We start from the raw sequence: 20,725 nt of genomic DNA on the forward strand, positions 1-20,725 counted from the left end.
AAAATACAGAGGCGCGCCATCAGTGCAAGCGCAGCTAACGCTCTTTGCGCAGGAAGAAGTGCTGGATCGCGGACGTCGCCCGTTCGCGTGACGCGGCGTCGCCGGCATGCAGCTCCGCCATCGCGCCGTGCAGCATCTTCTGCGTAAGGCCCTTCGACATGGCCTCGAGCACGGCATCGACGTTTTCGCCGCGCGCGATCAGCTTGCGGGCACGCGCGAGTTCCAGCGCGCGCCATTCGTCGGCCTGCGCGTTGAGCTGCTGGATCAGCGGGACGCTGCCGCGCTGGTCCATCCAGTGCAGGAAGCTCTGCACGCCGGCGTCGATGATGGCCTCGGCCTGCGCGACGGCCGCCTGGCGATGGGCCTGGCCGGTCTGCACGACCCCGGCGAGATCGTCGACCGTGTACAGGTACACGTCCTCGAGATCTTTGACCTCCGGCTCGATGTCGCGCGGGACGGCCAGGTCGACCATGAACATCGGGCGATGCTTGCGCGCCTTCAGCGCACGCTCGACGGCGCCCAGCCCGATGATGGGCAGGGTGCTGGCAGTGGAGCTGATCACGGCGTCGAATTCATGCAGGCGAGAGGGCAGGTCCGCCAGGCGCATCACCTCGCCGCCGAAACGCGTGGCCAATCGCTCGCCGCGCTCCAGCGTGCGGTTGGCGATGGCGATGCCTTTCGGGTTGCGCGCGGCGAAGTGCGTGGCGGCCAGCTCGATCATCTCGCCGGCGCCGACGAAGAGCACGCGGATCTTGCCGAGGTCTTCGAAAAGCTGCGACGCGAGCCGCACGGCGGCGGCCGCCATGCTGATCGAATGGGCGCCCACTTCCGTGGAGCTGCGCACTTCCTTCGCGACAGCGAAGGAGCGCTGGAACAGCTGGTTGAGCGTCGTGCCAAGCGCGCCGGCCTGGTCGGCCACGCGCACCGCGTCCTTCATCTGGCCGAGGATCTGCGCTTCGCCCAGCACCATGGAATCGAGCCCGCTCGCGACGCGGAAGGCGTGCCTGGCGGCGAGCCCGTCGTGCAGGGTGTAGGCATGCGATCGCAGCACCGCCGGGGCGACGCCGCCGGAGTCCGCGAGCCAGTTGATCGTGTGGTCCATGTCCCCCGCGTCGCCCGCGCAATAGATCTCCGTGCGGTTGCAGGTGGACAGGATCGCGGCTTCGGGTTTGCGCGACAGGGAGCCGCGCAGCGCGTGCAGGGTGGGCTCGATCTGGTCGATGGCATAGGCGAAGCGGCCGCGCAAGTCCAGCGGCGCGGTCGTGTGATTGATGCCCAAAGCCCAGACTGCCATGGATGGGATTATAAAATTTGCGGGCAGGCGCAGTGCTTGCGCTGCCTCAAACCCCCCCGAGTTCCCCCCGCATGGGCCCTTTCGACCTCATCCTTCACGCGCTCGGCTTCGTCGCCCCGGCCTTCGCCGTGGGCGCGCTGGTCGCGCTCGCGGCCCGCCTCGTATTGCCGCGCCAGTCCGCGGGTAGCGCCTGGTGGGGCGATGCTGCTATCAATTTTATAGTTGGGGTGGGGGTGCTGGCGGCCGGCCTGTGGTATTTCGGCGTGGACGGGAAGATGGCCAGCTATGCGGCGCTGGTGGCCGCGATCGCGAGCGTGCAGTGGGCGCGAAGCAAGGCCTGGCGCGGCTGAGGCGGAACAATTCCACGCCCGGCCGGCCGCGCCGCGGGCAAAATCACATCCAATGAGCACCACCCAGTCCCAGCAGATCACTCCCCAGTTGCGGCAATGGATCGTCGAGCAGGCGCAGGCCGGGCACGGCGCGGACGCCGTGCTCAAGTCCATGCTCGCATCGGGCTGGAGCGAGGATGTCGCGATCGAGGCGATGGAGACCACGTTGCGTGGCCACCTCGAGCAGCAGGCGGTGCAGAGCGGCCTGCCGCCCGGCGTTCCGGTGCCCGACCCCAAGCTGGACGACTCGCCGCTCTACGTGGATGCCGGGGATCGCCGCGTCTGCATCCTGCAGACGATGGTCGCCCCGCGGGTGGTGGTGTTCGGCGGATTGCTGTCCGACGAGGAGTGCGACGCGCTCATCGAACTCGCCAAGCCGCGCCTGGCCCGCTCGCTCACCGTTTCCATCAAGACCGGCGGCGAGGAGGTCAATGCCGACCGCACCAGCAACGGCATGTTCTTCCAGCGCGGCGAGAACGAGCTGGTGCGGGTCATCGAGTCGCGCATCGCCCGGCTGGTGGACTGGCCCGAAGAAAACGGCGAGGGCCTGCAGGTGCTGCATTACCGGCCCGGGACGGAATACAAGCCGCACTACGACTACTTCGACCCGAACGAGCCGGGCACGCCGACCATCCTCAAGCGCGGCGGCCAGCGGGTCGCCACGATCGTCATGTACCTGGGCGAGCCCGACAAGGGCGGCGGCACGATCTTCCCCGACGTGCACCTGGAAGTCGCGCCCAAGCGGGGCAACGCGGTGTTCTTCAGCTACGAGCGGCCGCATCCTTCGACGAAGACGCTGCACGGCGGCTCCCCCGTGCTGGCCGGAGAAAAGTGGATCGCGACCAAGTGGCTGCGCGAGCGGAAGTTCGAGTGAAGGGCCGCTTGTGAAGGTTACGGCCAACGGGATCGGCATCGAGGTCGAGGACACGGACGCCGACGGCTCGCAGGCCGGGCGGCCGGTGGTGCTGCTCATCATGGGCCTGGGCATGCAGCTCATCGCCTGGCCGCCTGCCTTCGTGCAGGCGCTACAGGACGCGGGCTTTCGCGTGGTCCGCTTCGATAACCGCGACATCGGCCTGTCGCAGCACTTCGACCACCTCGGCGTGCCGAACCTGCTGTGGGAAAGCTTCAAGTTCAAGGTGGGCCTGCCGGTGCGCGCGCCTTACGGCGTGCAGGACATGGCGGACGACACGCTGGGTGTGCTCGATGCGCTCGGCATCGAGACCGCCCACGTCGTGGGCGTGAGCATGGGCGGGATGATCGCGCAGCGCGTCGCGCTGGCCGCGCCCGCGCGCGTGGCGAGCCTCACGAGCATCATGAGTTCGAGCGGCGCGCGCGGTCTGCCGGGTCCGAGCGGCCCGGTGCTTCGCGCCATGCTGTCGCGGCCGCAGGGACAAGGTGAGCAGGCCATCGTGGACCACTACATTCGCCTGTTCCAGGTCATCGGTAGCCCGGCCTACCCGCTGGAAGAGGCTGCGCTGCGCGAGCGCGTGCTGATGGCGACGCGCCGCAGCTTCCACCCTGCGGGCACCATGCGGCAGATGGCGGCGGTCGCGGCGGATGCCCGCCGCGCGGGTGAGCTGTCGCGCATCCGGGCGCGCACGCTCGTGCTGCACGGCAAGGCCGACCCGCTGGTGCCGATCGCCTGCGGCGAAGACACCGCGCGCCGCATCGCCGGTTCGCGCTTCCACGGCATCGACGGCATGGGCCATGACCTGCCCCCCGGCGTGGTGGAGCGCCTGCTGGAGCGGCTGGTGCCGCATCTCGCGGGGCAGGGCGCATGAATACCCCCGAGCAATCGCAGCTGGGCAAGCCTGCGCCTTACGTCGATCGATACGACGCGTCGCTGCTCTTCCCGATCTCGCGCCAGCCCAAGCGCGACGAGCTGGGCCTGCACGGGACGATGCCTTTCTTCGGCGCGGACCTGTGGACCGCGTTCGAACTGAGCTGGCTCACGCCGCGCGGCAAGCCGCAGGTGGCGATCGCGCACGTCACGGTGCCGTGCGAGTCGCCCAACATCGTCGAGAGCAAGTCCTTCAAGCTGTATCTCAACAGCTTCACCAACACCGCGTTCGCGTCCGCGGATGCCGTGCGCGACCGCATCCGCGCCGACATCAGCGAGGCGGTGTGGCGCGGCGCGCCCTCGCAATCGAGCGTGGGCGTGCGCATCCTCACGCCCGAGCTGTTCGACCGTGAGCCAGTGCACGAGCTCGACGGCTTGAGCCTCGACCGACTCGACATCGAATGCACGGAGTACACGCCGGATCCCACGCTGCTCACCGCCGCGTTCGACGAGATGCCGGTGGAAGAAGTGCTCACCAGCAACCTGCTCAAGAGCAATTGCCTCGTCACCGGCCAGCCCGACTGGGGCAGCGTGCAGATCCGCTACAGCGGCCCGCAGATCGACCAGGGGCAGCTCTTGCGCTACCTCGTGAGCTTTCGCAACCACAACGAGTTCCACGAGCAATGCGTGGAGCGCATCTTCGTGGACCTCCGGGAGCGCTGCAAACCGGTGAAGCTTGCGGTGTACGCGCGCTATACGCGGCGCGGGGGGCTGGATATCAACCCGTTCCGCACGAGCCATCCCATCGCGGTGCCGGCGAACGTGCGGACTGCGCGTCAGTAATTTTTGAACGCAGAGGACGCAAAGGTTTCGCAGGGGGCGCGAAGGAAGTCAGCTGTCCTTGAAGGAAGCCAATCCGGGCAGGTCCGGGAACTCACCGGCCCGTTTTTCCTTCATGGCGGTGACCGACTCCCGCACGTGCGCATTGCTCCAGATCGCGCCCTGCACCCAGCCCATCTGCTTGAGCGAGTCGTCCACGGAGTGATCGCGGGTGTAGTGGATCACCTGCTTCGTGCCCCAGATCGCCACCGGCGGCTTGGCGGCGATCTCCCGCGCGCAGGCCATCGCGGCTTCGAGCATCGCGGGCTGCGAATCGAACACCTCGTTCACCAGCCCGTAGCCCAGAGCCTTCTGCGCGCCGAGGCGCCGCCCCGTGTAGGCGAGCTCCTTGACCACGCCCAGCGGGACGAGCTTGGGCAGGCGCTGCAGCGTGCCGACGTCCGCGACCATGCCAATGTTGATCTCCTGGATGCAGAAGAACGCATCGGCCGTCGCATAGCGGATGCAGCAGGCCGTGACCATGTCGACCGCGCCGCCGATGCAGCCGCCGTGGATGGCCGCGATGACCGGGATGCGCATCGTTTCCAGGCGCGTGAAGGTGGACTGCATGTCCGTCAGCAGGTCGTAGATCGCGGCGCGGCCCTCGGGCGTGCGGTCGTCCATGGCGATCGCGCCGCCGAAGGTGGCGAGGTCCATCCCCGCGCTGAAATGCCTGCCGGTCGAGGAGATCACCAGCACCCGCGCGCCGCCTTCGCGGTGCAGCTGCGACAAGGTGTCATCGAGCTCGCGCCAGAAACGCGGGTGCATGGTGTTCATCGCCTCTGGGCGGTTGAGCACGAGATGGGCGACGTGGCCCTCGATCGTCAGCGCGAAGCATTCCATGGCGGTCCTTGCGGTGGGGGATGCGCGCACTGTAGCGCGCCCGGCCGTCAGCTCCGCAGCCAGTCGCAGCGCAGCCTTCGCGCACGGTGCGCCCGCCGGCGCCACTCGACGTACAGGCCGGGAGCGGCCATCGCCACGAAGCAGAAAGGAAGGGTCCAGAACTGCTCCAGCGCGTAGGCCGGGAACCAGCAGACCCAGCCCGCGACCCAGAGCGTCAGCATCGCGTCCCACAACTGGCACTCCAGCGGGTGGTCCATGCGATGCGCGACATGCCACCTCTTGATGCGTTGAAGTTCGTCCAGCGACATGGGATCTCCGTGGGATAGCTGATCTGTAAGTTACGCGTAAGAATCAGGCTAAGTTAGGCGGCGGGTGGCGTCAAGGCCGTCAGCCGACTACCATCCCGGCGGTGAGACGCCGCGCCTTCCTGCTCATCTCCCTCGCATCCGGAGGTATCGCCATGGCTGACCTGCCCACCGTGCAAACGCTGGACGAATCGCTGCGCTGGCTCGACCACCTCGAGCGCGCCAGATCGGTGAGGGCGCTGGGCGCGTGGCCGCTCGGCGCGGTGCTGGAGCACCTCGCGCAAAGCATCGAGATGAGCATGGACGGCTTCCCGCAACCCCGGAGCGCGCTGTTCCAGGGCACGGCGGGGAGCATGGCCTTTTCGTATTTCAAGTGGCGCGGGCGCATGACGCACGGCCTTGCCGAACCCATCCCCGGCGCGCCTGCGCTGGGCGCCGGGGCGGACTGGAAGCCCGGCGCGATCCGCCTGCGCCAGGCGATGAACCGCTTCAACGCCTGGAGCGGCCCGCTCAAGCCGCACTTTGCGTACGGTGCGCTCAGCAAGCCCGATTTCGCGCTCGCGCACAACATGCACATCCGGAACCACCAGGACGAGATCGTGGCCGAGGCGGACGGGCGCTAGAACAGGTCGAGCGTGCCGGCGTACGGCGCCTCCGGTTCCGCGGCCATGGGCGGGACCGGCCTGCCTTCGGCCTCCGGGGAGCCCGCTTTCGCAAGCTTGCCGACACGCACGCCGAGCAGGCGAAGGCGCCGGTCCAGGGGCACGCGCTTGAGGCACAGGCCGGCGGTCTTGCGGATCAATTGGGCGTCGTCGGTGAAGTGGGCGATGGTCTGGTCGCGCGTCGCAATCTTGAAATCGTCGTAACGCAGCTTGATGCCGATCGTCTTGCCGACATAGCCCTTGCGCTTCAGGTCGCTCGCCACCTGCTTGCACAGGTCCGTAAAGATCTCGCCGAGCTCCGCGCGGTCGCGCACCGCATGCAGGTCGCGGTCGAAGGTGGTTTCGCGGCTCATGGACACGGGCTCGCTCTCCGTGACCACGGGCCGGTCGTCGCGGCCCCACGCGGCCTCGTGCATCCAGGCCCCGTAGGATTTGCCGAAGTTGTCGACCAGCCACTGAGGATCCTGCGCGGCGATGTCGCCGATGGTGTGCAGGTGCAGCTTGTGCAGCTTCACCTCCGCCTTGGGCCCGATGCCGTTGATCTTGCGAACGGGGAGCGGCCAGATCTTCGTGGCGATGTCCGCCTCGTACACGATGGAGATGCCGTTGGGTTTGTTGAACTCGCTCGCCATCTTCGCGAGCAGCTTGTTGGGCGCCACGCCGATCGAGCAGGTCAGCTTCGTGGCGTCGAAGATCGCCTTCTGGATCAGGCGCGCGAGCACGCGCCCGCCTTCGCGCTGGCCGCCCGGCACGTCGGTGAAGTCGATGTAGACCTCGTCGATGCCGCGGTCCTGGATGACCGGGGCGATCTCGGCGATGGTGGCCTTGAAGAGGCGCGAATACCTGCGCACCTCGTCGAAGTCCACGGGCATCACGATGGCGTCCGGCGCGAGCTTGGCGGCCTTCATCATCCCCATCGCGGAGCCGACCCCGAACTGGCGCGCGGCATAGGTGGCGGTGGTGATCACGCCGCGCCCGACGTAGTCCTTCAGGAGCGGGAAGGCCGAGACGGGAATCTCCGACAGGGGCAGCCCCTCGAAGCGTTCGCGGATCATCTCGTCGACGCGCCGGCGGCCGCCGCCGATCACCACGGCCAGGCCTTTCAGCTGCGGGTAACGCAGCAACTCCACCGAGGCGAAAAACGCGTCCATGTCGAGATGGGCGATCCGGCGCAACTTCATGCCCCTGATTTTGCGTCCTTGACCGCTTCGCGCGAACCGGGTGAAATTCTTCACTGACAGATTGCTGAACGATTTTCTAGAATCGCCGGCTCAGACGGAGTACAGAACATGAAGAAATGGTTGAAGTGGGTCTTGGGCGTGGTGGGCGCCCTGGTCCTGGTGATTGCGTTGGCCGCTGTCGTCGGCTGGCAACTCGCCGACGTGAAGATGGCCCGGACGGTCGACGTGAAGGTGGTGCCGGTGGCCTTCACCAATGACGCTCAGGCCCTCGAGCGCGGGAAATACCTCTTCGAATCGCGCGGCTGCGTGGACTGCCACGGCGCCAACGGGGCGGGCCGCACCTTCGTCGAAGGCAAGGGCATCAAGCTCGCGGGCCCCGACATCACCTCCGGCGGCGCGACCAAGGGCTACAAGCCGGAGGACTGGGTGCGCACCATCCGCCACGGCGTCAATCCTGCCGGCCACGCGATCATGATCATGCCGAGCGAGGACTACAACCGCTTCACGGACCAGGACCTCGCGTCGCTCGTCGCCTACGTGCGCGCACTGCCGCCGCAGGGCGGCGCGAAGGCGGTGCTGGAGCTCCCGCCGCCCGCCCGCATCCTCTACGGCTTCGGCGCCATCAAGGACGCCGCCGCGCGCATCGACCACTCGCTGCCGCCCGCGCAGCCCGTGGAAGCCGGCGTGAACGTGAAACACGGGGCCTACGTCGCGAACATGTGCATCGGCTGCCACGGCGAGCACCTGTCGGGCGGCAAGATTCCGGGCGGCCCGCCCGACTGGCCGGCGGCGGCGAACATCACGCCGGGCGAAGGCAGCGTCATGCCGCGCTACCCGACCTCGGCGCAATTCGTCGCGATGCTGCGCAGCGGCAAGCGCCCCGACGGCTCGGCGATCAAGGTCATGCCTTTCGAGTCGTTGTCGAAGTTGAGCGACGTGGACGCGCAGGCGGTCTACGAATTCCTCAAGACCGTGCCTGCGCATCCCGCGGGTGGCCGCTAGACCGATGAAGGCCTTCGCCGTGGTGGCCACCGCCCTCGCGCTCACGGCGTGTGCGACGCGCCCCTTGCCCACGATGCCGCGCGACGAGGCGAAGCTGCAGGTCATCGCCACCGAAACAGCGTTCGCGAAGACCATGGCCGATCGCGACCTCAAGGCCTTCGCCGGCTTCATCGCCGACGACACGGTCTTTTTCTCCGGCCCGACCCCGCTGCACGGCAAGCAGGCGGTGGTGGCGTTCTGGACGCGCTTCTACCAGAAGCCCGAGGCCCCGTTCTCCTGGGCGCCCGAGGAGGTGGAAGTGCTGGAGGCGGGCAACCTCGCGCTCAGCTCCGGGCCGGTCTACGACCCCAAGGGCAAGCTGATCGCGCGGTTTTCTTCGATCTGGCGGCTGGAGGCGCCCGGGCAGTGGCGCATCGTCTTCGACAAGGGCGGCGAAGTCTGCGACTGCGCGAAGTGAGGCTCAGGCGGGGTAGGTGCCGGGCAGCAGGATGCCGTGGTCCACGTCGCGGATGTTCGTGCGACCGCAAAAAGCCATCGACAGGTCCAGCTCGTTGCGGATGATCTCCAGCGCGCGTTCCACGCCCGGCTGGCCCATCGCGCCCAGCCCGTACAGCATCGCGCGGCCGATGTAGGTGCCCTTCGCGCCGAGCGCGACGGCCTTGAGCACGTGCTGGCCCGAGCGGATGCCGCCATCCATGTGCACTTCCATTCGCCGGCCCACCGCATCCACGATGGCGGGCAGCGCGGAGATCGAGGAGGGCGCGCCATCGAGCTGGCGCCCGCCGTGGTTGGACACGATGACCGCGTCCGCGCCGCTGTCGGCCGCGAGGATGGCGTCCTCGGGGTCCTGCACCCCCTTGAGGATCAGCTTGCCGCCCCAGCGCTTCTTGATCCACTCGACGTCGTTCCACGAAAGTGCCGGGTCGAACTGCTTGGCGGTCCACTCGGAAAGGGATCCCATGTTCTCCACGCCCTTCACATGGCCCACGATGTTGCCGAAGTGCCTGCGCGGGGTGCCGAGCATGCCCAGGCACCAGCGCGGCTTGGTCATGAGGTTCAGGATGTTGGGGATCGTGAGCTTGGGCGGCGCGGTGAGCCCGTTCTTGATGTCCTTGTGGCGCTGGCCGAGGATCTGCAGGTCGAGCGTCAGCACCAGCGCCGAGCAGCCTGCGGCTTTCGCGCGGTCGATGAGGGCCTCGATGAAGGCGCGATCGCGCATCACGTAGAGCTGGAACCAGAACGGGTGGTTGTCCGTGCCCTTCGCGACGTCCTCGATGGAGCAGATGCTCATCGTGGACAGCGTGAAGGGGATGCCCATCTTCTTCGCCGCGCGCGCCGCGAGGATTTCACCGTCCGCATGCTGCATGCCCGTGAGCCCGGTCGGCGCGATCGCGACTGGCATCGCGACCTCCTGGCCGACCATGGTCGTGCGCGTGCTGCGGTTCTCCATGTTCACCGCGACGCGCTGGCGCAGCAGGATGCGGTTGAAGTCGGCTTCGTTGGCGCGGTAGGTGCTCTCGGTCCACGAGCCGGAATCGGCGTAGTCGTAGAACATGCGCGGCACGCGCTTTTGCGCAAGCACGCGCAGGTCTTCGATGTGGGTGATGGCAGGCACGGCTTGTCTCCTCGGCTGCCGGGATGCTAGCGGATCGTGCCCGGGGGCGGGTTGAGCAAATTTCGGGCGGCCGGAAATTTGCTCACGCGCGCGCTAGGAAAGGCGCGCGCGGTGGCGTGCGATCTGCGCGCGCACCTGCGAGGGCGCCGTGCCGCCGAGGATGTTCCGCGTATTGAGCGAGCCGCGCAGGGACAGCACGTCGTACACGTCCTTCTCGATCGCCGGGTTGAATTGCTGCAGCACGTTCAGCGGCAGCTCCGACAGGTCCACCTGGTGGGAGATCGCCGCCTTCACCGCATGGGCCACGGTTTCGTGGGCGTCGCGGAAGGGCAATCCCTTCTTCACCAGGTAGTCGGCGAGATCCGTCGCCGTCGCGTAGCCCTTGAGCGTGGCCTTCTCCATGGCCTCCGGCTTCACCTCGATGCCGGTCACCAGCTCCGCGAAGATGCGCAGCGTGTCCTTGAGCGTGTCCACGGTGTCGAAGAGCGGCTCCTTGTCTTCCTGGTTGTCCTTGTTGTAGGCGAGCGGCTGGCCCTTGATGATGGTGATGAGGCCCATGAGGTGGCCCACCACGCGCCCGGCCTTGCCGCGAGCGAGCTCGGGGACGTCCGGGTTCTTCTTCTGCGGCATGATCGACGAGCCCGTGCAGAAGCGGTCCGGCAGGTCGATGAAGCCGAAGTTCTGGTTCATCCAGAGCACGAGCTCCTCCGACAGCCGGCTGATGTGGAGCATCGCCACCGCGGCCGCGGCGCAGAACTCGATGGCGAAGTCGCGGTCGCTCACGGCGTCGATGGAGTTCTGGCAGAGCCCCTCCATGTTCAGTGCCTGGCGCACGTGGTCGCGGTCCAGCGGGTAGCTGGTGCCTGCCAGGGCCGCGGCGCCGAGCGGCAGGCGGTTGACGCGCTTGCGCACGTCGGTGAGCCGTTCTTCGTCGCGGGTGAACATCTCCACGTAGGCCATCATGTGGTGGCCGAAGCTCACCGGCTGCGCGACCTGCAGGTGGGTGAAGCCCGGCAGGATCACGTCGGTGTGGCGCTCGGCGACGTCCAGGAGCGACTTCTGCAGTTCCACCAGCAGCGCGAGGATCAGGTCGATCTCGTCGCGCAGCCACAGGCGCACGTCGGTGGCCACCTGGTCGTTGCGGCTGCGGCCGGTATGCAGGCGCTTGCCCGCGTCGCCCACGAGCTGCGTGAGCCGCGCCTCGATGTTCAGGTGCACGTCTTCGAGGTCCAGCTTCCACTCGAAGGTGCCCTGCTCGATCTCCTTGGTGATCTGCGCCAGGCCCTCCTGGATGGAGAAGACGTCCTGCAGGGAGATGATGCCCTGCGCCGCCAGCATGTCGGCGTGGGCGAGGGAGCCCTGGATGTCGGCGCGCCACAGTCGCTTGTCGAAATCCACGCTCGCCGTGTAGCGCTTCACCAGCTCGCTCATCGGCTGGGAGAACAGGGCCGACCAGGCCTGGGATTTTTTGTCGAGTTGGCTCATGAGGGGGGAAACTATGGACTGGGATCACCAATAATCGGCCGCAAAGGCCCAACCGATTGCGATGAAGGATTCCCAAATTTTATCGGCGTTCCAGGAACTGCCCCCTTCGGCACTGCCTGAGGCCCTCCCGGGACGCGTATTGGTGTTCGACGCATGCCATGTCGGGGTGGTCCTGCGGGCGGTGCTGTTCGTGGAAATCGTCATGGCCGCCGGCGCGATGTTCGGGGCCGCCGGCCCGGCCGACTGGGTCCTGCGCCTGGCGGTCCTCAGCGGGGCGGCCCTTCCGGCCACCCTCGCCTGGCTGATCGTCACCTGCAGCCTGAAGAACGTCCTCGCACGCCGCACGCCGATGGGCCAGCAGGTGTTCGGGATGCTGCTGGGCGCCGTCGCGGGCCTGTACGGCTGCGCGATGATGGCTTTCGTCGGTGTCGCGCCCAGCGCCCCCTGGGTGGCGTCGGCCGTCACCGGGGCCTTGCTGGCGGTGGCGCTGGTGGCAGCGCTCGTGCTGCGCGCCAAGAGCCGCATGCCGGCGGACACGGCCGCCCGGCTGGCCGAATTGCAGGCCCGCATCCGCCCGCATTTCCTGTTCAACACGCTCAATGGCGCCATCGCCCTCGTCCGCGAGGATCCGGCGCGGGCGGAGGCGCTGCTGGAGGACCTGAGCGAGCTCTTTCGCCATGCACTGGTGGAGCCCGGCGAATTCGTGACCCTCGCGGAGGAAGTGGCGCTGGCGCGCCGCTACCTGGACATCGAGCAGGTGCGATTCGGCGACCGGCTGCAGCTCGAATGGTCGCTGGACCCTGCCGCTGGCCACGCACGGGTGCCGCCGCTCGTGCTCCAGCCGCTCGTGGAGAATGCGGTCAAGCACGGGGTGGAGCCCAGCGCGGCGGGCGCGCAGATCAAGGTGAGTACGCAGCGGCGCGGGGGCACGGTGGTGATCAAGGTGACCAACACCGTGCCGGCGGGGCAGGGGCTGCGCGGGCACGGGGTGGCGCAGGCCAACGTGCGCGAGAGGCTGCGCCTGCTGCACGACGTCGAGGGGCAGTTCCGCGCCGTGCTGAAGGATGGCGTGTACCAGGTCCGAATGGAGGTTCCGGCGTGAGCATGGCATTGCAGGTCTTGGTGGTGGACGACGAGCCGCTGGCGCGCATGCGGCTGCGCACCCTGCTGGGCGATTGCAGCGCGCCGCCGGCCATCGTCGCGGGCGAGGCGGGCAACGCGGCGCAGGCGATGGACTTCCTTCGCCGCACGGAATGCGACGCCGTGCTGCTGGACGTGCACATGCCCGGCGCGGACGGCCTCACGCTCGCGCGGGCGCTCAAGGCCATGCCCACGCCCCCGGCGATCGTTTTCGTCACGGCGCATGCCGAGCATGCGGTCGCGGCGTTCGAGCTCGAAGCGGTGGACTACCTCACCAAGCCCGTGCGGCTGGAGCGCCTGCAGGCCGCGCTGGAAAAGATCGAGCGGCGTGCGCAGGGCGCAGGCGCCGGGACGGCGCTGCCGGAGATCCTGCTCATCCAGGACCGCGGCCGCACGGAACGCGTCCCGATCGACGAAGTCCTGTATTTCAAGGCCGAGCTCAAGTACATCACCGTCCGCACGGCCGCCAGAAGCTATATCCTCGACGCATCGCTGAGCGAGCTGGAAGAGCGGCATGCCGCGCGTTTCCTGCGGGTGCACCGCAACGCGCTGGTGGCACGGCGCGCCGTGCGCGCGCTGGAAAAGCACTTCGATCCCGAAGAGGGCGAAGGCTGGGCCGTCCGGCTGAACGGCGTGGAAGAACTCCTCGCGGTGTCGCGGCGCCAGCTGAGCGCGGTGCGCGAGGCGATATCGAGCTAGTTCCTGGAGAACATACTGAATCCTGAAGAGCCCCAACCCCCGGCACCGCTGAAAGGCGACGAGGAGCCCGCGCGCGTGCTGCTGCACATGCCCGTGGACGTGCGCAGCGTCTCCCTGGCGGTGATCGCCACCATCGCGGTCGTGGCGACGTTGCGCTGGGCACAGGGCTTCTTCATCCCGCTGATGCTGGGCCTCATGTTCAGCTATGCCCTGTCGCCGCTGGTCGACATGGCGCAGCGCTGGCGCATCCCGCGCACCCTGAGCGCGGGCGTGCTGATCCTCGGCCTGCTGGGCGCGACGGGCGCCAGCGTGTACTCGTTCAGCGACGACGTGTCGCAGCTGATCAATTCGCTGCCGGAGGCCGCGGCCAAGCTGCGCGATGCGGTGCGCTCCAAGCAGGGCCGCAGCGAAACGCCGCTGGGCACGGTGCAGAAGGCGGCCGCGCAGCTCGAGCAGGCCGCGGAGGAAGCGGGCCCCACGACGCAAGCCCAGCGCGGCGTGCAGCGCGTGGTGATCGAAAAGCCGCGCTTCAACATCCGGGACCACTTGTGGACGGGCACGGTCGGGCTGCTCGCACTGGTCGGGCAGGTGGTGCTCGTGACCTTCCTCACCTACTTCCTGCTGCTGTCGGGAGATACCTTCCGGCGCAAGCTCGTGAAGATCGCCGGGCCGAGCCTGTCCACCAAGAAGATCACCGTGGAGGCGCTCAACGAGATCACCGCGCAGATCCAGCGCTACCTGCTGGTGCAGTTGCTCTCCAGCGTCGCGGTGGGCGCGGTCACGGGCATCGCCTTTCTCGCGCTGGGGCTCAAGCACGCCGTGGCGTGGGCGATAGGCGCCGCCATCCTGAACCTCGTCCCCTACATCGGCTCCGCGGTCGTGGCCGGCGCCTCGGCGCTCGTGGCCTTCATGCAGTTCGGCACCATCGAGATGGCCGCCGCCGTGGCCGGCGCCTCGCTGGTGATCCACACGATCTCCGGCAACCTGATCGTGCCCTGGCTCACCAGCAAGGCCAGCCGGATGAACCCGGTGACCGTCTTCATCGGGGTGCTCGCCTGGGGCTGGCTGTGGGGCCTGTGGGGCCTGCTGCTGGGCATCCCGATCCTCATGGTGGTCAAGGCCGTGTGCGACCGCGTCGAGGACCTCAAGCCGATCGGCGAGCTGCTCGGCGACTGACGCCCTTTCAGTAGCGCACCTGGCAGTTGTCGCACCAGAAGCTGCGGCGCTGCGTCTTGCCCAGGTGCCCCTTGCTGAACGGGATGTCGCAGCGCGGGCAGGTGCGCTTCGTGTGCGCGAGCCAGTGCTTTCGCAGCACGAACGCCTTTTTCCACTCGAAGAAGTCGAAGCTGTATTGGCGCGCCTCGCGCACGAGGTCGCGCATGCGCGCGGGCGGCAGCCCGCCCATGGTGGAGAGCGGGTGCACGCGGATGCGAAAGAGCACCTCGTTCTTGATGATGTTGCCCACGCCGGCGAAGATGTCCTGGTCCAGCAGCGCATCGCAGGCGAGCAGGTCCGGTTGCGCGCGAAGGCGCTTGCGCGCGAGCGCTGCGTCCCACGTGTCGGACATGACGTCGCTGCGCCAGTCGTACACCTCGTCCAGCGGCCCGTCGATGAAGCGCACGGAGCAGCTGTAGAGGTTCAGCTCGCCGTTGGTGAAGCCGAGCGACAGGCGCGGTGTCGCGCCCTCCTTGCGCTCGTCGATCCGGTAGCTGCCCCACAGCATGAAGTGCACGCGCAGCGAGAACTTCGGCATCTCCACGAGAAAGTGCTTGCCCCAGCTGCGCAGCGCGACGACGCGCTGGTTCACGAGCCTTTCCTTGCCGATCGTCGTGTTGCCCTCCACCCGCAGGATGCGCCGGCCTTCGAATGGCGCGGCCTGTTCGCGCAGGATGACGATGGATGGACCTTCTGGCATGCGGGGTGCTGTGCGGATATGCGGTGGAGTCGGGCGGCGGGCCGTGAAATCGATTATTCTGCGCAGCGGCACGTCGCCCTGTAGTCCCCGTTCCCTCCTTCACGCCCCATGCAAAAAATCCAGCTCGGCCAAAGCAGCCTCCAGGTCACTCCCATCTGCCTGGGTACCATGACCTTCGGCGAGCAGGTGGACGAGCCGACCTCGCACACCATCCTCAGCCGCGCCGTGGAGCGCGGCGTCAACTTCATCGACACCGCCGAGATGTATTCGACCCCCGTTCGCGCGGAGACTTACGGCGCGACGGAGAAGATCATCGGCAACTGGTTCCAGAAGCACCCCGGCATGCGCGACAAGGTCGTGCTCGCCTCCAAGGTGGCGGGCCCCTCGCGCGGGATGCCCTGGGTGCGTAAGGGCGAGGGCATGACCTCGCAGGAGATCGTCGAATCCTGCGACAACTCCCTCAAGCGCCTGAAGACTGACGTGATCGACCTTTACCAGATCCACTGGCCGGAGCGCAACGTGCCGATGTTCGGGACGATGTATTACGACCCGACGAAGGAACGCACCAGGACCTCGCTGCACGAGCAGCTCGAGACGCTCGCGGGGCTCGTGAAGCAGGGCAAGATCCGCTACGTGGGTGTGTCCAACGAGACGCCCTACGGCGTGCACGAATTCGTCCGGCTGTCCGAGCAGCACAACCTGCCGCGGATCGCCACGGTGCAGAACGTCTATTGCCTCATCAGCCGCGCGCTGGAGAACGGCCTGGACGAGACGATGCACCGGCTGGGCGTCTCGCTGCTCGCGTATTCGCCGCTGGCCTTCGGCCTGCTCACCGGCAAATACGACGAGAGCGGCACCGACGGCCCGGACACGCCGCGCGATGCGCGCATCGGCAAGTTCGAATCGGTGCGCAAGCAGCGCTGGGGCCGTCCCGAATCCCTGGCTGCGGCGCGCCGCTACAACGCACTGGCCCGCGCCTACGGCATGACGCCCACGCGCATGGCGCTCGCCTGGTGCTATACGAAGTGGCAGGTCGCGAGCACCATCATCGGCGTGCGCACGCTGGCGCAGCTCGAGGAAGACCTCGACGCCTGGGGCACCACGCTGCCCCCGGAATTGCTGGCCGAGATCGACAAGGTCCGTTGGGAAATACGCGACCCCGCCATGTGACCTGCCCATGGGCAAGAAGGACCACGTCAGCGAGACACCGGCGACGGCCCTGTTGAAGCAGCACGGCGTCGACTTCACCGAGCATCCTTACGAGTACCTCGAGCACGGCGGCGCGCAGCACAGCGCGCAGGTGCTCGGCTTCGACCCTTTCACGGTGGTCAAGACCCTCGTGATGGAAGACGAGAAGGCGAAGCCCCTGCTGGTGCTCATGCACGGCAACCGCAAGGTGTCCACCAAGAATCTCGCGCGGCAGATCGGCGCGAAATCGGTGGAGCCCTGCAAGCCTGAAGTCGCCAACCGGCACAGCGGCTACCTGGTCGGCGGCACGTCCCCGTTCGGCACGCGGCGCCAGATGCCGGTGTACATCGAGGAAACCATCCTCGCGCTGCCGAGAATCGCGATCAACGGCGGGCGGCGCGGCTACCTCGTGGGGATCGACCCGCAGGTGTGCGTACGCTTGCTGGGAGCGAAACCGGTGCATTGCGCGCTGGCAGAATAGCGGCCGTGCAGCTCTTCAATTCCTTCCTCGCCGTCGCCGCCGCTTACCTGGTCGGCTCGCTCGCTTTTGCGGTTCTCGTGAGCCGCGCCATGGGCCTGAAGGACCCCCGCACCTTCGGCAGCAAGAATCCGGGCGCGACGAACGTGCTGCGATCGGGCAGCAAGCCGGCCGCCATCGTCACCTTGTTGCTGGACGCGCTGAAGGGCTTCCTGCCGGTGTTCGCGGTGCGGATGTGGGGTGAGCCCTACGGGATGGAAGAAGGCACGATCGCCCTGGTCGGGCTCGCCGCATTCCTCGGGCACCTCTTCCCCGTGTTCTTCCGGTTCAAGGGCGGCAAGGGCGTGGCGACATTCATCGGCGTGGTGTTCGGCATCAACCCCTGGCTGGGCGTCGCGACCGGCGCCACCTGGCTGATCATCGCGTTCTTCTTCCGCTATTCGTCGCTCGCATCGCTCGTAGCCGCCGTCTTCGCGCCGGTCTACTACCTGATGGGGGACAACATCGCGTGGAACGCGCACGCGAACATCGCCATGACCTTGTTCATCATGGCGATGCTGCTGGCGTGGCGGCACCGCGAGAACATCTCGCGGCTGCTGAAAGGCACGGAATCGCGCCTGGGCGCGAAGAAGGCCTGAAAGGCCTTGGCCGCGGCTTAGCGCTTGGCGCTGGCGGCCGCTTCCTTTTCCTTGGCCGTGGTCACGTCGACCGTCGGCACCTTGATCGTCTTTTCTTCCGTCTTCACCGTGGGGACGGTGACGGTCTTCTCGGCGGAACCCACCTTCACGTCCGGCGTGGTCACGTCGTACTTGGGCAGTGTGACGTCGCCTTCCTGCTTCTTGGTGACTTCGTACTTCGGCGGCGTGACGCTGCCTTCCTGGGTCTTCTTGACGTCGCAGCCGGCAAGGCCGAAAGCGCCGATGGAAACGATGGCCGCGGCCAGAATGGTCTTGTTCATGAGGTCTCTCCCTATTGGTTGACGATTGGCGCTGCCGTGATGGACCCATGGGCCATGGCAATGCGCTGGAATGAATTGTGTTCGCGCAAGCTCAGCACGGCTGTAGGAATGGCACGCCTCGGACTGTGGGGCCCCGCCCCGACGCGTTGAAGCTCTACCGCTCGATGAGCAGGCGTGTGACCTGCGGGGGCTCGGTGGCGATGTGGAAGCCGAGCTTGCGGTCGCGCAGCTGCACGTCGGCGGCCGTCACACGGTCGAAGCGGCGCAGGTGCTCGGTCCACGACTCATCCGTGATCTGCTCGACATAGCGCCCCGGCTCGTAGAGATCCCGCGTCAGCTGCCAGTCGAGCGCGCCCTGTCGCATCCGGCTGCGCCGGCTTTCCTGCATGAGCTCGACGAACTCGGCCGCGCGGGCCGGGTCGATCCGGTATTCGATGTTCGTCTGGATGCGGCCGGACTGCGGCGGTGCAGCGGCCTGCGGCACCTTGAATGCGTTGGAGGGCGTCAGGTCTTCCTCGATGCCGCGGTCCACGACGAGCCGCTGCGCGATGGCCATCAGCGTGACGCTCGACACCGCGGCTATCGCGATGCTTTCGTGGATGTTGGTGAGGTTGGCCACCTGGCCCCACAACGCGGCACCGATGGCGGTGGATCCCATCAGCGCCATCTGGTAGATCGACATGCCGCGCGCGCGCACCCAGTCGGGCAAGACCATCTGCGCGGACACGCTGAGGGAATTGGCGACCGTCATCCAGGCCATGCCCGCCAGCGCCATCGCCGGCGCGGCGACGTAGATGTTCGGCGCGAAGGCCACCACCAGCATCGAGCTCGCCTGCAGCACCGTGCCGGTGAAGATCAGCCGCTGCACGGGCATCCAGCGGCGCACGCGGGTGAGGGACAGCGCGGCGATGATGGAGCCCACGCCCATCGACGCGAGCAGCGTGGTGAAAGTGCCCGCCGCGCCGCCCTTCAGGCCGCGCGCGAGCAGCGGCAGCAGGGCGAGCAGGGCGGTCGAATGCAGGAAGAAGAGGGAGATGCGCAGCAGCACGCCGCGCAGGCGCCGGGACTGCCAGACGAACTGCACGCCGACGCGCATCGCGCTGGCGAGGCGTTCGCGGCCGAGCGGGCTCTCCTTGTGCTCGCGCCGCCAGCGCATCAGCGCGAAGCCCGCGACGAGCGACAGGACGGCGTTCAGCACGAAGACCCAGGCGCTGCCGGCGCTCGCGATGATCGCGCCGGCGAGGAGCGGCCCGACGATGCGCGATGCGTTCATCGCGACGCCGTTGAGCGCCATCGCGGCCGGCAGCTGCGAGCGCGGCACCGCTTCCGGCACCACCGCGGAGAACACCGGCCAGCGCATCGCGAGCCCGACCCCGTTGCAGAAGGTCAGGGCGAGGAGCAGCGGCGCCGTCATCCAGTCCATGAGGACGGTGATGCACACCACGATGGCGATGGCCGCGACCCAGAACTGGGTCATCATCAGGTAGCGCTTGCGATCGAGGATGTCGGCAAGCGCACCGCTGGGCAGGCCGAGAAGGAACACCGGAAGCGTGGACGCGGACTGCACCAGCGCGACCCACAGCGGCGTGGGCGCGAGCGATGTCATGAGCCACGCGGCCGCGACGTCGTTCATCCACATCGTCGTGTTGGCCGCCATCCAGGTGATCCACAGGAGGCGGTACACCGGGGCGCGTAGCGGCGCGAGCGGCGACAGCGTGTCGTCCACCGGACGCGCTGCTGGGGCCGCTTCGGCGTGGTCGGGCATCAGTAGCGGCGCTCCAGCACCATCATGTCGTTCTCGCGCTTCATCTGGAAGCGGGTGAGGAAGCTGTTGCCCAGCAGCACGTAGGGCATGGACATCGGCAGCACGACGGCGTCGACGTTGTGGACCTCGACGTCGCCCACGCGCACCGAGTTCGCGAGCACCTTCCACGCCGTCACGTTGCCGTTGGCCGTGCTCATCGTCCCGCGCGGTGCCGACTCGTAGTCGATCCCCAGGCGCTTGGCGTCCTGCACGCTGAAGGCCACCATGGTCGCGCCGGTGTCCACCATGAACTGCACGGAGCGGCCGTTGATCGAGCCCTGGCTCATGAAATGGCCGCCGCTGCCCGCGGTGAGCACGATCTTGCTGCCGCCGCCGCCCGCGGGCGCGCTGGAGCCGACGCTGGCCGGCGCCTCGCCCACGCGCAGCGTGTGCCGCTTGCCGCCGATCTCGACCAGGGCCTGGTCGCCGAGGGTCGACAGGACCTTCACGCCCTTGTAGCTTTCGCCGGGCGCCACGCTCTTGGGCGGGGCGCCGTCGACGATCAGCAGCGCCCTGGTGCCCAGCATGCCCTGCAGCGCGACCGACTGGGCGGCGGCGCCGGTGCAGGCGAGCAGCGCCGCGAGCGCGAGGAGGGCCCGCATCAGTCGCGGAAGTTGTTGAACGACAGCGGGAAGTCCGCGATGTCCTTGCGGATGAGGGCCATCGCCGCCTGCAGGTCGTCGCGCTTGGCGCCGGTGATGCGCACGGCGTCGCCCTGGATCGCGGCCTGCACCTTCAGCTTGCTGTCCTTGACGAGGCGGGTGATCTTCTTGGCCTGCTCCGCCTCGATGCCGCTGCGCACCTTGAGCACCTGCTTGACCTTGTCCCCGCCGATCTTCTGCACGTCGCCCTTGTCCAGGTAACGCACATCCACGCTGCGTTTGGTGAGCTTGTTCGTGAGGATGTCCTCCACCTGTACGAGCTGGAAATCGGCGTCCCCGTACAGCGTGATCTCCTTGTCCTTCAGGTCGATGCCCGCGGACGTGCCCTTGAAGTCGAAGCGTGTCCCGATCTCCTTGGCGGCGTTCTCGACGGCGTTTTTCACCTCCACCATGTTCGGTTCACAGACGGTGTCGAATGACGGCATGTTTGTCTCCCCCGCAAT

At 67.7% G+C, this 20,725-nt stretch carries 24 protein-coding genes; 13 read left to right on the plus strand and 11 right to left on the minus strand.

Annotation, left to right across the window (positions count from 1 at the left end; translation table 11 throughout):
• Positions 1 to 34 precede the first annotated feature (34 nt).
• Positions 35 to 1,294, minus strand: a complete 1,260-nt coding sequence (gene hemA / locus I5803_RS18365) for a glutamyl-tRNA reductase (protein WP_196987764.1) — start codon at positions 1,292 to 1,294, stop codon at positions 35 to 37.
• Between the two features lie 71 nt (positions 1,295 to 1,365).
• Between hemA and I5803_RS18370 the strand changes: the two genes are divergently transcribed.
• From I5803_RS18370 to queF, 4 genes are read left to right on the plus strand one after another with little or no spacing between them, the layout of a single operon-like run.
• Entirely contained in the window at positions 1,366 to 1,644 is a 279-nt protein-coding gene (locus I5803_RS18370) for a hypothetical protein (protein WP_196987765.1), read from the plus strand.
• Positions 1,645 to 1,696: 52 nt separating this feature from the next.
• A complete protein-coding gene (locus I5803_RS18375) occupies positions 1,697 to 2,557 on the plus strand; it encodes a 2OG-Fe(II) oxygenase (protein WP_196987766.1) in 861 nt (286 codons plus the stop codon).
• Between the two features lie 10 nt (positions 2,558 to 2,567).
• Complete coding sequence (locus tag I5803_RS18380) at positions 2,568 to 3,467, plus strand: alpha/beta fold hydrolase (protein ID WP_196987767.1); 900 nt, start codon at positions 2,568 to 2,570, stop codon at positions 3,465 to 3,467.
• A complete protein-coding gene (gene queF / locus I5803_RS18385; protein WP_196987768.1) occupies positions 3,464 to 4,309 on the plus strand; it encodes an NADPH-dependent 7-cyano-7-deazaguanine reductase QueF in 846 nt (281 codons plus the stop codon). Before I5803_RS18380 ends, queF begins: the two co-directional genes overlap by 4 nt.
• A gap of 48 nt (positions 4,310 to 4,357) precedes the next feature.
• On the opposite strand, the gene I5803_RS18390 is transcribed toward queF, so the two are convergent.
• Positions 4,358 to 5,188 (minus strand): enoyl-CoA hydratase-related protein, encoded by an 831-nt coding sequence (locus I5803_RS18390; RefSeq protein ID WP_196987769.1) that lies wholly within the window; start codon positions 5,186 to 5,188, stop codon positions 4,358 to 4,360.
• 47 nt (positions 5,189 to 5,235) lie between these two features.
• The gene (locus I5803_RS18395; protein ID WP_196987770.1) at positions 5,236 to 5,496 is read right to left on the minus strand and encodes a hypothetical protein; all 261 of its coding nucleotides are present in this window, start codon (positions 5,494 to 5,496) and stop codon (positions 5,236 to 5,238) included.
• A gap of 152 nt (positions 5,497 to 5,648) precedes the next feature.
• Here I5803_RS18395 and I5803_RS18400 point away from each other — a divergent pair, with 152 nt between their 5' ends.
• On the plus strand, positions 5,649 to 6,116 hold the full coding sequence (locus I5803_RS18400; protein ID WP_196987771.1) for a DUF1569 domain-containing protein: 468 nt from the start codon (positions 5,649 to 5,651) through the stop codon (positions 6,114 to 6,116).
• Here I5803_RS18400 and I5803_RS18405 read toward each other — a convergent pair.
• On the minus strand, positions 6,113 to 7,336 hold the full coding sequence (locus I5803_RS18405) for a Y-family DNA polymerase (RefSeq protein ID WP_231402453.1): 1,224 nt from the start codon (positions 7,334 to 7,336) through the stop codon (positions 6,113 to 6,115). The two genes, I5803_RS18400 and I5803_RS18405, sit on opposite strands and share 4 nt — an antisense overlap.
• Before the next feature lie 108 nt (positions 7,337 to 7,444).
• On the opposite strand from I5803_RS18405, the gene I5803_RS18410 reads away from it, so the two are divergent.
• Positions 7,445 to 8,338: a c-type cytochrome gene (locus I5803_RS18410; RefSeq protein WP_196987772.1), complete on the plus strand. Its 894-nt coding sequence runs from the start codon at positions 7,445 to 7,447 to the stop codon at positions 8,336 to 8,338.
• A gap of 4 nt (positions 8,339 to 8,342) precedes the next feature.
• Positions 8,343 to 8,795, plus strand: coding sequence for a YybH family protein (locus I5803_RS18415; protein ID WP_196987773.1), 453 nt, complete (start codon positions 8,343 to 8,345; stop codon positions 8,793 to 8,795).
• Between the two features lie 3 nt (positions 8,796 to 8,798).
• Here I5803_RS18415 and I5803_RS18420 read toward each other — a convergent pair whose 3' ends face one another.
• Together I5803_RS18420 and argH are read right to left on the minus strand one after the other, a co-directional pair.
• A complete protein-coding gene (locus tag I5803_RS18420) occupies positions 8,799 to 9,953 on the minus strand; it encodes an alpha-hydroxy acid oxidase (RefSeq protein ID WP_196987774.1) in 1,155 nt (384 codons plus the stop codon).
• Positions 9,954 to 10,046: 93 nt separating this feature from the next.
• Positions 10,047 to 11,438 carry an argininosuccinate lyase gene (argH, locus tag I5803_RS18425; protein ID WP_196987775.1) on the minus strand — a complete coding sequence of 464 codons (1,392 nt, stop codon included), beginning with the start codon at positions 11,436 to 11,438 and terminating at the stop codon, positions 10,047 to 10,049.
• Positions 11,439 to 11,499: 61 nt separating this feature from the next.
• On the opposite strand from argH, the gene I5803_RS18430 reads away from it, so the two are divergent.
• The 3 genes from I5803_RS18430 to I5803_RS18440 all read left to right on the plus strand — a co-directional run bounded on the left by I5803_RS18430 (position 11,500) and on the right by I5803_RS18440 (position 14,453).
• A complete protein-coding gene (locus I5803_RS18430; protein WP_196987776.1) occupies positions 11,500 to 12,540 on the plus strand; it encodes a sensor histidine kinase in 1,041 nt (346 codons plus the stop codon).
• A gap of 2 nt (positions 12,541 to 12,542) precedes the next feature.
• On the plus strand, positions 12,543 to 13,277 hold the full coding sequence (locus I5803_RS18435; protein WP_196988615.1) for a LytR/AlgR family response regulator transcription factor: 735 nt from the start codon (positions 12,543 to 12,545) through the stop codon (positions 13,275 to 13,277).
• Positions 13,278 to 13,352: 75 nt separating this feature from the next.
• Positions 13,353 to 14,453 carry an AI-2E family transporter gene (locus I5803_RS18440; RefSeq protein WP_354001688.1) on the plus strand — a complete coding sequence of 367 codons (1,101 nt, stop codon included), beginning with the start codon at positions 13,353 to 13,355 and terminating at the stop codon, positions 14,451 to 14,453.
• A 7-nt stretch (positions 14,454 to 14,460) separates the two neighbouring features.
• Here I5803_RS18440 and I5803_RS18445 read toward each other — a convergent pair whose 3' ends face one another.
• On the minus strand, positions 14,461 to 15,192 hold the full coding sequence (locus I5803_RS18445; protein ID WP_196987777.1) for a DNA-formamidopyrimidine glycosylase family protein: 732 nt from the start codon (positions 15,190 to 15,192) through the stop codon (positions 14,461 to 14,463).
• A 108-nt stretch (positions 15,193 to 15,300) separates the two neighbouring features.
• Between I5803_RS18445 and I5803_RS18450 the strand changes: the two genes are divergently transcribed.
• The 3 genes from I5803_RS18450 to plsY are packed head-to-tail and all read left to right on the plus strand — an operon-like array spanning position 15,301 to position 17,496.
• Positions 15,301 to 16,362, plus strand: a complete 1,062-nt coding sequence (locus I5803_RS18450; protein ID WP_196987778.1) for an aldo/keto reductase — start codon at positions 15,301 to 15,303, stop codon at positions 16,360 to 16,362.
• 7 nt (positions 16,363 to 16,369) lie between these two features.
• Positions 16,370 to 16,861: an aminoacyl-tRNA deacylase gene (locus I5803_RS18455; RefSeq protein ID WP_196987779.1), complete on the plus strand. Its 492-nt coding sequence runs from the start codon at positions 16,370 to 16,372 to the stop codon at positions 16,859 to 16,861.
• Between the two features lie 5 nt (positions 16,862 to 16,866).
• Positions 16,867 to 17,496 (plus strand): glycerol-3-phosphate 1-O-acyltransferase PlsY, encoded by a 630-nt coding sequence (plsY, locus tag I5803_RS18460; RefSeq protein WP_196987780.1) that lies wholly within the window; start codon positions 16,867 to 16,869, stop codon positions 17,494 to 17,496.
• A gap of 17 nt (positions 17,497 to 17,513) precedes the next feature.
• On the opposite strand, the gene I5803_RS18465 is transcribed toward plsY, so the two are convergent.
• From I5803_RS18465 to I5803_RS18480, 4 genes are all read right to left on the minus strand, one after another.
• Positions 17,514 to 17,816, minus strand: coding sequence for a hypothetical protein (locus tag I5803_RS18465; RefSeq protein ID WP_196987781.1), 303 nt, complete (start codon positions 17,814 to 17,816; stop codon positions 17,514 to 17,516).
• 154 nt (positions 17,817 to 17,970) lie between these two features.
• Positions 17,971 to 19,581, minus strand: a complete 1,611-nt coding sequence (locus I5803_RS18470; protein WP_196987782.1) for an MFS transporter — start codon at positions 19,579 to 19,581, stop codon at positions 17,971 to 17,973.
• Entirely contained in the window at positions 19,581 to 20,222 is a 642-nt protein-coding gene (locus tag I5803_RS18475) for a retropepsin-like aspartic protease family protein (RefSeq protein WP_196987783.1), read from the minus strand. Before I5803_RS18475 ends, I5803_RS18470 begins: the two co-directional genes overlap by 1 nt.
• Positions 20,222 to 20,707 carry a YajQ family cyclic di-GMP-binding protein gene (locus I5803_RS18480; protein ID WP_196987784.1) on the minus strand — a complete coding sequence of 162 codons (486 nt, stop codon included), beginning with the start codon at positions 20,705 to 20,707 and terminating at the stop codon, positions 20,222 to 20,224. Before I5803_RS18480 ends, I5803_RS18475 begins: the two co-directional genes overlap by 1 nt.
• Between the last annotated feature and the right edge of the window lie 18 nt (positions 20,708 to 20,725).

Source organism: Caenimonas aquaedulcis, assembly GCF_015831345.1.
Classification (GTDB): Bacteria; Pseudomonadota; Gammaproteobacteria; order Burkholderiales; family Burkholderiaceae_C; genus Ramlibacter; species Ramlibacter aquaedulcis.